Source organism: Parabacteroides distasonis (assembly GCF_004793765.1).
Lineage (GTDB): Bacteria > Bacteroidota > Bacteroidia > Bacteroidales > Tannerellaceae > Parabacteroides > Parabacteroides distasonis_A.
In genome coordinates this window covers 75,764-89,462 of the sequence record NZ_SRYM01000002.1, presented here as the reverse complement: position 1 = coordinate 89,462, position 13,699 = coordinate 75,764, and the positions used below count along the sequence as shown (strand labels likewise).

7 protein-coding genes are annotated in these 13,699 nt (G+C 44.6%); 3 read left to right on the top strand and 4 right to left on the bottom strand.

The genetic code is table 11. The features are described from left to right. Nucleotides 1–8 precede the first annotated feature (8 nt). Nucleotides 9–878, bottom strand: a complete 870-nt coding sequence (locus E5342_RS01260) for a DUF3316 domain-containing protein (RefSeq protein ID WP_135958634.1) — start codon at nt 876–878, stop codon at nt 9–11. Between the two features lie 3 nt (nt 879–881). Then, complete coding sequence (locus E5342_RS01255; protein WP_121735522.1) at nt 882–3,617, bottom strand: DNA gyrase/topoisomerase IV subunit A; 2,736 nt, start codon at nt 3,615–3,617, stop codon at nt 882–884. 480 nt (nt 3,618–4,097) lie between these two features. Here E5342_RS01255 and E5342_RS01250 point away from each other — a divergent pair, with 480 nt between their 5' ends. Together E5342_RS01250 and E5342_RS01245 are read left to right on the top strand one after the other, a co-directional pair. Continuing rightward, complete coding sequence (locus tag E5342_RS01250; protein WP_121735590.1) at nt 4,098–4,874, top strand: EFR1 family ferrodoxin; 777 nt, start codon at nt 4,098–4,100, stop codon at nt 4,872–4,874. A gap of 21 nt (nt 4,875–4,895) precedes the next feature. Next, complete coding sequence (locus tag E5342_RS01245; protein WP_121735523.1) at nt 4,896–5,879, top strand: TlpA disulfide reductase family protein; 984 nt, start codon at nt 4,896–4,898, stop codon at nt 5,877–5,879. 169 nt (nt 5,880–6,048) lie between these two features. Here the strand turns inward: E5342_RS01245 and E5342_RS01240 are convergent, their stop codons facing one another. Both E5342_RS01240 and E5342_RS01235 read right to left on the bottom strand, forming a co-directional pair. Beyond that, a complete protein-coding gene (locus E5342_RS01240; protein ID WP_135958673.1) occupies nt 6,049–9,387 on the bottom strand; it encodes a glycoside hydrolase family 2 TIM barrel-domain containing protein in 3,339 nt (1,112 codons plus the stop codon). A 114-nt stretch (nt 9,388–9,501) separates the two neighbouring features. Continuing rightward, complete coding sequence (locus E5342_RS01235) at nt 9,502–10,056, bottom strand: DUF3332 domain-containing protein (protein ID WP_135958633.1); 555 nt, start codon at nt 10,054–10,056, stop codon at nt 9,502–9,504. 521 nt (nt 10,057–10,577) lie between these two features. On the opposite strand from E5342_RS01235, the gene E5342_RS01230 reads away from it, so the two are divergent. After that, a complete protein-coding gene (locus E5342_RS01230) occupies nt 10,578–13,673 on the top strand; it encodes a SusC/RagA family TonB-linked outer membrane protein (RefSeq protein ID WP_135958632.1) in 3,096 nt (1,031 codons plus the stop codon). Nucleotides 13,674–13,699 lie beyond the last annotated feature (26 nt).

Below are 13,699 nucleotides of genomic sequence, written 5' to 3'. Positions count from 1 at the left end.
ATTTCCTTTTAATAATAAGCGCTTTTGAATCGTTGGATATTTTTTGGGCGTTTTCCTCCGAAAGAGATGAATTCTTTCACGAGGCCGATCATAAAAGAGTGAGAGATTATATGAGACTGTATCCCATTGACATCCGTACGGTAAGAGCTGTTTAGGTAACCCGCCCGTATCGTAAAGTTACCAACCGGGAAATCGACCGTGAAAAAGTTCTTCATTGAGAATTTGTTATGGAAGGAGTTGAATTGCACCACTCCCGAGGCATTCCCCAGATTGAATATCTCATAATACGATTGCCCGTAATGGGGGGAAAATAAAACACCGGCGAAGGGGATCGTGAACTGGTAGCGTAGCGTCATGGGATATTCTTTGACGCGTAACTTATAGATCGCCATAGCAGAGATGTTCAAATCGATATCCGCTTTCGCCGAGGCCGGGTTATTTCCGTTACGGGTATTGTAAATAAAACCACCCATGCCATGTACGGCACCACCCGCCAGAAGCTTTAAATCCGGCAATACCGTGGGTAAATGATAATGGTACCCCAGCGTATAATCGATAAAGCCTGCGAAATCCGTCGCGGTAGAGGCAGCATTATCTGTGCTAGCCAGATCGACACTTATGATTTGCTGTCTGGACACTTGATAATTTGCCAGTCGTACCCTCTTCATCCGTTCATTCATTACCCGTAATCCAGGGCCTGTATATTTCTTATCTTCCATGCTGGGAGATAAATAGGTGTCCATTAGGTTGTAGCTTCCTATACCGACCATGGTCCCGCTGTTGATAGACCAAGGGATCTTGTCTTCATTGGACTGAGCCTTGGCTGTTAATGTAATAAACAGCAGGAGCAAACAGATCAAACAGGTAATGGCTCTCATAAGTTATTTGTCAAACAATTTCATCTGTCCCGTAATTTCATCGATAATATCCGTGTTACTCTGCCCGTCATCGGTGTCGCTGCCGGCTTCATTGCCTTCGGCATCGTCTGATTCTGATGCGTTTTCGGAAGGGACGAAGCGATTCGGTTCCAGTTCATTGATAGTCTCAACCTCAAATGTAGAGATTCGTTTACCTTTGGCTTTGAAGCCTTTCACCGCAATAAATTCGTCAGCATCAAGGACGAGAGCTTCCCGGAAGGCGTCATGGCCTCCGAAGATCACCTCGATACGAGGGTAAACCTCATCCGTAAGCAGCATCAAACGGTTCTTTGGATTCTCTCCTAGGAAATTCTGTTTCCGGGTGTTTACTTCCAGCAAGAATCGTTTGATGTAATAATATTTCTGATCCGCATCGTATAATACGGCAGTCCACGTCTTGCTCGGCTGGTATTTCTCGATGACCATGATATTGGACTCGTAGTGATTGCTAAGGTCGAAATTCGTGGCGTAGAAATCGCCGTTCGGCAGGATCACTAATATCTGATCGTTGCTATGGAACTCGCCTAGCTCTTCTCCCCGTCCATCGTAATTTAACCGGAGTACGTCCCAGTCGAACCATACTTCCCGGCCTCCTAAGGTGGAAGAGCCTTTCTGCTTGAGGCTGATCTTATGCACCTCCGCTTTCGTCAGGATATTACCTTGAGAGCCCCGTCCCTTAATGGCTATTTCGCTGAAGTTCTTCTCAAATACGAGTAGTTTCTGCCGGGGTTTGGGTTTCAGGATTACCTTGACGGTCTCCGCCTCTCCGTTCGGGTTTGCGCTGAAGTAAAGGACACGGGAGTTTTCCGTACCTTTGGTCAGGTCGTATTCCCGATCACGGGTAGCGCCTGTGACGGCGAAGCGTTTGATGTAATTATATCCAAACTTACCGTCTCTGTATATGACGTTGTAAATGGTGCGGTTGTCATTGCGCTTAAATACGTTGACATATAGAATATCCTTACCGATAAAGATCTTATCCGCTACCTTGACGATCTTATACGTACCGTTGCGATAGAAGATGATGACATCGTCTATATCCGAGCAGTTGCATATGAACTCGTCCTTTTTCAGTCCCATGCCGATGAAACCTTCTTGACGGTTGATATACAATTTCTCGTTTGCCTCTACGACCTTGGTCGCCTCGATCGTGTCGAAATTGCGTATTACGGTATGGCGGGGGTAAGCCTTGCCGTATTTCTCTTTCAGCATAGTAAACCAATCGATGGTATAGTCGATGATATGTTCCAGTTTATCGTTGATCTTGGCGATTTGTTCCAAGGTCTGGGCGATGAACTCGTTACTCTTGTCGGAGTTGAACTTTAGGATACGTCCCATCTTGATCTCCATGAGCTTCAGGATATCGTCCCGGGTAACCTCACGGATAAATCGGGGTTTGAACGGCTCTAAACGAAGGTCGATATGAGATATCGCCTCGTCCATGTTCTTGGCGTTCTCGAATTCCGGGTCTTTATAAATACGTTCCTCGATAAATATCTTTTCAAGGGAGGCGAAGAACAGGGCCTCCTCTTGCTCTTGTTTCTGGATCTTGAGTTCTTCCCGTAAAAGCTCCAGCGTACGATCCGTACAGTGGCGAAGCACATCGCTGACCGTAAGGAAATGCGGCTTATCCTCCTTGATCACGCAGCAGTTCGGGGAGATACTGATCTCACAATCCGTAAAGGCGTATAAGGCATCGATGGTCTTGTCTGAAGAGACTCCCGGAGCGAGATGCACCAAGATCTCCACATCCTTGGCGGTATTATCGTCTACCTTCTTGATCTTGATCTTTCCCTTATCGTTCGCTTTCAGGATGGACTCGATCACGGTAGAGGTCGTTTTTCCATACGGGATCTCCGAGATCACCAATGTCTTATTATCGAGCTTGCTGATTTTCGCACGGACTTTTACCGATCCGCCCCGTTCGCCGTCATTATATTTGGCTATGTCGATAGAGCCACCTGTCTGGAAATCCGGGTATAATGCGAATTCCTCTCCCCGTAGGTAGGCGATGGAAGCGTCTAATAACTCGTTGAAATTATGAGGAAGTATCTTGGAAGACAGACCTACGGCGATACCTTCCACGCCCTGTGCCAGCAATAAAGGGAATTTTACTGGTAAGGTAACTGGTTCCTTATTACGTCCGTCGTAAGAAAGCTGCCAAAGGGTTGTCTTGGGATTGAATACGGTCTCCAAGGCAAACTTGGAAAGGCGAGCCTCTATATAACGGGGAGCGGCGGCTCCGTCTCCCGTCAAGATATTACCCCAGTTTCCTTGGCAATCGATCAATAGATCCTTTTGTCCCAATTGCACCAAGGCATCTCCGATAGAGGCGTCTCCGTGAGGGTGGAACTGCATTGTATGACCTACGATATTTGCTACCTTGTTATACCGTCCGTCATCCAGCCTTCTCATAGAGTGCAGGATACGCCGTTGTACGGGTTTCAGTCCATCGTTGATATGCGGAACGGCCCGTTCCAAGATCACATAGGAAGCATAGTCTAGGAACCAGTTCTGGTACATCCCAGACAAATGATAGGTCGTAACACGTGCATCCCCTTTTCCCGGGACTTTATAGTCGGAATGGGTGTTCGCCTCTTCCCCCGTAGTCTCGTTATCTTGGGTATCACTATTTACATTCTCAATTTCCTCGTTTTCCTTATCCTCGATATAATCGTCTTCTTTATCTTCCGGTCTCATAAAATCCAGTTCTTTCTACACAACGCTATTACGACAAATTGCTAACAGGGTGTAAATATAGCAAATTCTATTCTATTTCGTTGATAATTTTATTTGATACCAAGGCAACCGCACCAAATTTTCTATTAAGATATGTTTTGTGGCATAAATTATTAAAATATTTCAAAAAAAAGTTGTGTGATTGGGGAATGAAAGTGACCTTGCGGGTACAAAAGTCTTAACAATGAAAAAAGAACCTTGACGACTGGATTTTTTACGTGAAGATTTTGCGAACCGAAGTCTCTTGGCTATGATTCGTGAGATCTTATAAGAGATCTCTTTTCATAAGAGGCCTCTTTTTATGGATTTGATAATCAGCTTAGTATCCTAATGATTTTCTTGAATGGTTCATATCCGAGGCGGCTTTTGAAAGTCAGATGCGCTTTAAAGATAGCGTATGTGTTTGGATATTATGTATTTTTGCAACATAAAAATAAGCGTATGATATTCTACATTACAGGAACAGGAAACTCACGTTGGGTTGCGGAAGCGTTAGGAACGGCTTTCGATGAACCATTGGTTTCTATTGCCGATGCGTTGAATGAGGGTAAGGATGAGAATACTTATCCATTGGGGGAGAGGGAGAAAGTGTTTTTTGTGTTCCCTGTCCATTCTTGGGGGCCGGCTGTATTGGTGCCTCGTTTTATTTCCCGGTTGACCCTGCCTGGATATAAAGGGCAAGAGGTTTATTTCGTCTGTACCTGTGGTGATGATTGTGGATATACGGATCGGATCATGCGGAACATCTTGGCGAGGCGGGGAATTACCTTAACCGGAGGATTCTCTATACAAATGCCGAACAATTATATCTTAATGCCCGGCTTCGACGTGGATAGTAAGGAGGTCGAGACTGAGAAACTGAAAAAAGCGCCGGAACGTGTAGACGAGATCGTGGAGGCGATCCGGCTGAAGAAAAGTCCCTCTTTGTATTATGCGGGAAGTGTCCCTCTTTTAAAGAGTTATATAGTCTATCCGTTGTTTACTCACTTTGCGATAGGCGGCAACCGATTTTATGTTACGGATACTTGTATCTCCTGCGGTCTCTGTGCGAAGGTTTGTCCGACCGGTACGATTTCCCTGTCGGGTGATGGAAAACCGGAATGGGCTGATACTTGTGTCCAGTGCGTTGCTTGCATTCATCGTTGTCCGGTGCGTGCGATAGAATATGGTAAGATCTCGTTGAAAAAGGGGCGTTATCATCACCCTGAGTTTAAGTGATCAATAAAATAGAATAGAGAAATGAAACAATTTTGTATGATGGCGCTTGCCGGCCTTTTGATGGTTGGTTGCCAAGAATCTCCAAAAGGATATGTTATCAATGGAGAGGTAGAGAATATGCCCGACGGTAAAATTTACTTGAAGTCATTCCGTAATAAAATGTTCTTTGACGTGGATACGGCAGAGGTCAAAGACGGGAAATTCACCTTTAAGGGTGAGGTAGATCAGCCTTTACTATTCGGTTTGGCAACCGAGAGCATGAACTATCCTGTTCAACTTTTCTTGGAGAATACGAATATGAATGTCAAGATCGGGAATGACGGGGAGACCATTACCGTAGAGAATTCACCGGTGAATAATGTCTTTCAAGAAAATGTGGAGAAGGTATTTGAGGAAGGGTATGATATTGACAGTTTGATTTCGAAGTATCCGGATTCTCCGGGGGCTGCGTTCTATCTATATCGTTATTTTACCTATCAATTATCTTTGGATGATTTGAAGGCGACCCGTGCGAAGATTTCCCCGGCATTGGCCAATAGTCCTTATGTGAAGGACTTGGACGGTATTATCAAGCAATTAGAACACGTGCAGATCGGACAAGTCGCTCCAGAGTTCTCCTTGCCGGATACTGCTGGTGTTTCCGTGTCTTTGTCGGACTTCAGGGGAAAGTATGTGTTATTGGATTTCTGGGCCTCTTGGTGTCCTCCGTGTCGTAAGGAGAATCCTAACGTCGTAAATGCCTTCCAGCAACATAAGGATAAGAACTTTACGATAGTAGGCATATCCTTGGACAAGGACAAGGCTAAATGGCAGAAAGCGATCGCTGACGATCAGTTGACTTGGACTCACGTTTCCGACTTGAAATATTGGGATTCTGAGATCCCTGCTCTTTATGGGGTACGGGGAATTCCGGCAAATGTGTTATTGGATCCGAACGGGGTGATCGTCGCCAAGAATATCACTGGAGAAGATTTACAGAATACCTTGAAGGAAGTGATTAAATAAGGATACGTTACTGCAATCCGTTTTGCAGTATTACTGCACGAGGGTTGCAGCACTACTGCAAGGCGGGTTGCAGTACTACTGCAAAGCTGTTGCAGTAGTACAAACAAAGGGAGTGTATTGGATTAAGCCTAATACACTCCCTTTACTATGGATAAGTTGTGACTTTTCTTTATTTAAGCGGAATAAGGGTAAAGCCCCACTTGTATTCCCGGTTTGCGGGTAATGTATAAGCTGGTTCCGGGCGTGAACCCCAGCTATCGTAACCTGCCACGCCTTGTTGCTTCAAGTCAACGCAAACCTCAACGAAGTCGCGAGGCGTGATATCGTTGATATGATGCTGGCGACGTAGTACGTTCTTTGCCGTAGCTTCATCATGATTCGCTACTTGCTCCGGTGTGAAATTACTCCATTGACGGGGCAGGCCGGTCGCTTCCTCATCATCGAAATCCTCAATGGAATTCCGCAAAGCGTTAAATCCAATCGTATTATCCGCTTGGATTAACAAGCCTTTCTTTCCAGAGCTAATGGATACCCAACGTGTGTCGGTATGATGGCCGTTTTCCTGTGGGCGTACATATGGGAAATATAATTCATCGACTGTAGATTTATATAAGCCGATCATACTACCGGCGTTTCTATCCCAATAGTTCTCCGCAGGTCCCCGTCCGAAATATTCCACTTGATTCATGCTAGCCGGCAAGCGGAAGCGAACACCGATACGAGGGACGTTTAGTTTGGAAGCCTCTTTACGGGCGGCGTCACGTCCCGGTGTGAAGGTTGCCGTACGAGTAGCTTCCGATACCTCGGTTTGGGCGGCGTCCATATCCGTGGAAGTAAAATGGGCGGCGACATTTACAGCTCCGTTAGGATAAATCGTATAATTAACAATGTATAGATTTCCCGCCGGCAATAAATAGTTCACGTTCACCACGGCGTTATTGCCATCCATCGTGACGGTAGCGTCTGTTACGTTGAAGTTCTTGCTGCTCTCCTTCCATATTTGCAAGCGTTTCGGCATACCGTTTCCGTAGTCGTTATCGGTCGGCGCACGCCAGAAGTTCGGTTGGATACCGAAGCCTTCGCTGAAATATTCCGTACCATCCACTTTATAAGAGGTAACGATTCCTGTCTTCTTATTGAACACGAAGTTTACCTTTGAGGAGGAGGCCGATAAGTTATCTCCATTTGTTGAAACCGTTAATTCAGGGCCGCTGGTCTTAAGCGCCTTCTTGGGGCCTTCGATCGGTAAGCGGAATTGATCGTAAGCGATTTCGTGTCCGATAGGGATTAACGGTTCTTTTTCTACGGTCGTTACGTTGAAGTTTACGAAATATTCCGTACCGGCTTGTGGCTTTAAGTTGCCTACGGGAACCGTAAATTCCTTAGAAGCTTGGGGTTCTATATCCAAAGAGACTTTACCGGAGCGTACAACTTTATTATTGGCTGTTACGCTATAGTGGATCATATATTTCTTTAGGTTCGTGAAATGGAAACGGTTCGTGATGCGGAATAAACCGTTCGCTAAATCGATTGCCTCGAACCCTATATTTTGATGGGCGTATTTAACCTCCGCCATAGCGGGATGCGGGGTACGATCCGGGTTTACCAGGCCGTTGCAAAGGAAGTTCCCGTCACTGGGGGCATTTACACCATAGTCGCCACCATAGGTGTAATATTCGCGTCCGTTATCATCTCTTTCCAAGATACCTTGGTCTACCCAGTCCCAGATGAAGCCACCTTGCAGGTTCGGGTATTTATAGATCGCTTTCCATTGATCCCATAAGTTACCGGAAGAGTTACCCATCGCGTGTGAATACTCCGAAGGAGCTACCGGACGATCGCTACCTTTACGTCCGATTTCTTCTAACCATTCGGCGCTCGGGTATTGAGGTACATACATATCTGTATTCCATTCCCAAAGGGCACGTTCGTAGTTCACCGGACGATTCATGCCATTTATTTCCTTATCTTTCAGATATAAATAGGTTTGATAGAAGTTGTATCCGTTTCCAGCCTCGTTTCCGAGTGACCAGAAAGTAACGCTCGGGTAGTTCTTGTTTCGTTCGTACATATTCATGGTACGGTCCATATGTGGGATCTGCCATTCCGGATTATTACCCAAAGTGCCGCCTTTTTTCAGGCTGTAATACATACCGTGAGACTCGATATTCGCCTCATCGTAAACATACAATCCGTATTCGTCGCAGAGTTCATAGAATTTACGGTCTTGCGGGTAGTGGCATAGGCGGACAGCGTTGATATTGTTTTGCTTCATCAGCTCGAAATCTTTGCGCATGATATCCTCGGTTACGTAATGTCCGGTTTCCGGGTTATGCTCATGGATATTGACACCCTTGAACTTCACCGGTTGTCCATTGAATAATAAGACTGTATAAGGTTTTCCGTTTTCCGCTACTTGGTCGATTTGCTTCATCTCGAACCGGCGGAAACCAACGTTGAATGGAACTACCTCGATTACCTTACCATCTTCTTTTATCGTCATCAATAGTTTGTATAGATTCGGATGCTCGGCGCTCCAAGGGGCCACGTTCTTTAAATCATGCTCGAAAGAAGCTGTTTGAGGGCCTACGGGACTTACCCATATGTCATTAGCCTCGGAGGTCACAAGATTACCTTTCGCATCCAAAAGCTCATATCCGACATTTAAGTTTTTCGTTTCTTGCGTATGATTCTTTAAGTCTACCGTCAGTTTGAAGATTCCGTTCGTATACGTATCGTCCAAGGTTGAGATGACACGGAAATCTTGAATACTGGCTTTGGGTTGAGACCAGAGGAATACGTCACGTTCGATACCGCTCATTCTCCAAAAATCCTGACATTCCAAATAAGAGCCAGTGCTCCAACGGAATATCTTTAATGTAAGCACGTTCTTTCCGGGTTGCAGGTATTTATTGATCAAGAACTCGGCGGGATTTTTGGAATCCTCGCTATAACCCACTTCTTTTCCGTTTAAATATACGTAAAGGCCGGATTTAGCTCCGCCGATGTGTAAATAAATATCCCGGTTGTCCCATCCTGCGGGGATCTCGATGTCTCTGCGATATACGCCAACCGGATTCGCTTCCGGCAATGACGGAGGTTGAGGATTCCTTGGCTTAAATTCATATCCGTGATTCGTATAAATGGCTATGCCATGTCCTTGTATTTCCCAGTTTCCGGGAACGGTTATATCATCCCATGAAGAGGTATTAACGGAAGGATCTGTGATGTTTTGAGGAAGGTCTTTGTAAGAGTCGACAAAGAAAAATTTCCAAGTACCGTTTAATAAGGAATAGTACGGGCTTTTCTCAAATCGAGAGGTGAGAGCGGTTTCTCGGTCCGCATAACTCATGAAGGAGCTTCTAGGTTTTTCCTTGTTTACGCCTACGACTTGAATGTCTTGCCAATAAGGTTTTACGGGCTGGGGTGAAGAACCGTCCGCGTAAGCTATTCCGGAAATAAGGCAACCTAATGCTCCGGAAAGCATCATTTTCTTGATAAAGTTCATATTCATTGTATTTTATTTAGATTAGCATTGAATAATTGGAAACTGAAAGTTGGGAATTAAAAATTGAGAATGGCTCTTCTTTATAACTCTCAACTTTCAATTTTCAATTCTCAATTATTTAGCAGCATAGTAAGAATATCCGTTAGCTACTTGCTGGAATGCTAAAACTCCAGATTGGCTTAACTCGACATTCATTTCTTTACCGTCCGGTAGGTACATGACAACTTCGTCATTACCATTGAATTTTAACAATTTTGTGCTTTCACCGTCAGCCTGTACATTCCAGCTTTGATCTGCTTCGTTGAAGACTAAATCAACCGCTTTCTCGTCGCCTTCTTTCTGGATATGATATCCGTCGGCTTTTGTTTCTACAGTATAAACGCCATCTTTGCCATCGATTGTTTTAACGCTACCTACATCCGCTACAGGATTGCTTCCGCTCCAAAATTCGATAGAGTTGATCACAAGGACATCAGCCAAAGCGGAAATCTCGTAAACTGGGACAATCCAGAAAGCAATGAACACTAGCTCATTAACAAACTTGCTGTCGATGCTTCTATTCCACGTTAGAAGTTTGTTTGTTAAACTAAAAGATCCTATACAGGATGAAAATAGGATACTACTTGCCACCGTAGTCGCTAGTAATAAAGTTAAGCTTTTCTTTTTCATGATTTAAAAATTTGTTATTACAAGGGACGAAGATAACAACTTTTTCATGATAAATAATGGTTTATAAAGGAATAAATGGAATAAGTGCCTTAATATTAATTAGGCTTCTATAAGTACGTAGTTCTGGCGGAACTCTGTTTGTTACTTATATACAATAACTTCATGCTTGAATTTCAAACTATATACCTTTTGAGGTTCATAGCTTCATACTAAAAAAGATTATGGTTGATAAAGAATGTTTGTTAAATATTTTAATAAACCTAGTGGCGTTTTTTTAGAATTGCATGCAAAAAAATAGTCTTTTTTGTTTTATAATTAAAAATAGTGCTATATTTGCTCCGTCTAATGATTATAAGTTCCGCCAGAACGATGAAGAATCGCTTTCATGATAGTTAGCAGAGGATTTATAATTATACATTTAATGATTTAGAAGAGTGAATATTATAAGAAACGAGATCTAAAATAGTATGCCTTAAGTCTTATAATAGTAACGGCTATTTAATAAACAAAAAACGATTCTTATGTTGAAAATTGTAAGACCTGTCAGTTTTGTTCTATTGTCTGCGGCGTTGTGTTCCGGGGGTGTGGTTCATGCTTCTGATCGTGCGGCGATAACTCCGAGGGTAGGTATTTCCCAGCAAGAAGGTAGTTTGAAGGGAACGGTTAGTGACAGTTTTGGCCCTGTGGCTGGAGCGTCAATAGTTGTAAAAGGTACTACGAATGGTACTGTAACCGACATGAATGGTAATTTTGTGTTGGATGTGAAGAAAGGGGATATAATTCAAGTATCCTTTATTGGTTATTTAACTCAAGAGATTAAGTATAATGGAGAGGCTTCTATTCAAGTTTCCTTGCAAGAGGATACCCAGAAATTGGATGAGGTAGTCGTTGTTGGTTATGGTACGCAACAGAAGGCGAACTTGTCGGGAGCGGTAGCTCAATTGGATAGCAAGGAGTTGACAAACCGTCCGATCTCCAACGTGTCTCAAGGTTTGCAGGGTATGATGCCGGGTGTTACGGTAACCTCCGGTCAAGGACGTCCGGGGCAGGATGGCAGTACGATCCGTATCCGTGGTGTCGGTACGTTGAACTCTGCCAGCCCGTATATCCTGATCGATGGTATCGAGAGTGGCTCCATGAATGATATCGACCCGAATGATATCGAGAGTATTTCTGTATTGAAAGACGCTTCTTCCGCCGCTATTTACGGTTCGAAGGCTTCCAACGGTGTTATCTTGATCACGACAAAGCGCGGTAAATCCGGTGCTCCTCGTATTTCTTATAACGGATATGTGGGCGTGTCTAGCCCGACTTCCGGAATCGAACGGGTTAGTTCCGCTGATTATGCCCGTTTGTATAATCAAATAGATTTGAACAATGGCTTGTCGCAAGGACGTTATAGCGATGAGGAAATTCGTAAATACGAGGATGGCACTTATGCTAATACGGATTGGAACGACGCTGCTTTCCGTACAGGTTTGTTGCATAAGCATAATGTGAACGTGGCCGGTGGTTCGGAGAACGTGAAATACATGGCTTCGGCTGGTTATCTAGGCCAGACGGGTATCCTTCCGAATTCTGAGCGTAAGCAATTTAACGGACGTACGAACTTGGATATGAAGTTGACTGAGAAATTGGGCGTTCGTATGAATATGTCTTTCATTAAGAATGACTATAAAGACCCGAACGCAAGTTATTATGGTGGATCTTCCGACCAGATTATCCGTCAGTTGAATATCCTGAGCCCGATGATCCCTATCAAGGATGCGGACGGCAAATATGGGGCGACGAATGATGGTAACCCGATCGCTTGGTTGGATTCCGGACAGACCGTGGATAACTACAATCAGAATTTTACCGGATCTTTGGCTGTAGACTATGAGATTATCGAGGGCTTGAAGGCGACCGTGACGGGGGCTTATGTGAATGAGGACCAACGGAAGACCGAGCGTGTGCTGAGCATCCCCGATGATCCGGCATCCGCTTCTCGTACGACTTATCTGGATGAGCGTTTCGTGAATTGGAAGCGTTATAATTTTGATGCGTTGCTGAATTATAGCAAGAGCTTCGGAAATCATGGCTTGAAAGCGATGGTTGGTTATCATGCCGAGAAATACGAGGTTAGCAAGAATCAGATGCGTCGTAATAATTTACCAAGCAATAGCCTGGGGGATATGGACGCAGGCGCAGCTTCTACACAGACGAATAATGGAGTGAGCCGTGAGTTGGCTATGCTCTCTTATTTCGGACGTATCAATTATGATTATGCGGGTAAATATTTGTTGGAAGCGAATTTCCGTGCGGATGCATCCTCTCGTTTCGCTCCAGGACACCGTTGGGGATATTTCCCGTCTTTCTCGGGTGCTTGGCGTATTAGCGAGGAGGCGTTTATGGAAAATTCGCGTGATTGGTTGAGCAGTTTGAAACTTCGTGCTTCTTGGGGTATGTTGGGTAACCAAGATGCGTTGAATAAGAGCAATCCATGGGAAAACCAGTATTATCCTTGGATGCAGACTTATAATTTGGATGGAAGTTATCCTATCGGTGGTAGCTTGGCTACGGGTTATTATCAGAAAGCCTATCGGATCGAGGATCTTTCGTGGGAGAAATCTACTACTTGGGGATGGGGTCTGGATGCTGTGATTAAGCATGTGACTTTCTCGTTCGATTATTATGACCGCAAGACAACGGATATTATCATGGAGGTACCTGTTCCGACAGAGTTCGGCTTGGATCCTTATTTTGATAATGTAGGTTCTATGCGAAACAGAGGTGTTGAGGTGCAGTTAGGCTATAACAATAAATGGGATGATTGGTCGTTGAGCGTGATCGGTAACATGGCCTATAACAAGAATAAGATCGAGGATTTAGGCGGCGTGGATCGTATGACGAATCCGGACGATGGCGATTTGTGGCGTTTCGTAGGGAAACCGATCGATTCTTATTATGTATATAAGGCGAACGGCTTCTTCCAATCGAATGAGGAAGCGCAGCAATGGATGGATAAGTATGCCGGACAGGATGGTTATCCGTTCGGACAGAAATTCCAGGCAGGAGACTTGCGGTATGAGGATACGAATGGCGATGGCAAGATCACAGCCGACGATCGAGTCTTGTCTAAAACTGTTAACCCGATTGTCACTTTTGGTTTGAACGTGAATGTGGGCTATAAAGCATTTGACCTTACCTTGAACTTTGCGGGAGCAGGTAATGTGGGCCGTGCCTTTACGAAAGAGGCGTTCGGTGAGTTTTCGGGTAGTGCGGGACATCCTTCCACTGCTTGGTTGGATAGCTGGACTCCTTCCAACCCGAATGCTAGCATGCCGCGTGTAGCGGAGTCTCGTAAGTCTCCAAGCGAGGCTTCTACCGTGATGTCTGATTTCTGGGTGATCAATACGAGCTACCTTCGCTTAAAGACTTTGCAATTGGGGTATACGCTTCCGAAGAATGTCTTAAGTGCGATTGGCTTGTCGAACGTGCGTATCTATTATTCCGCGGAGAACCTGTTCACGATCGATTCCATGCCGTTAAATGTGGATCCGGAGACCGTAAGTTCTCGTTTATCTAGTTATCCGTTGATTATGACGAATTCATTTGGTGTAAATGTGACATTCTAAGTTATTCATGCAAAAATTATAAGGAT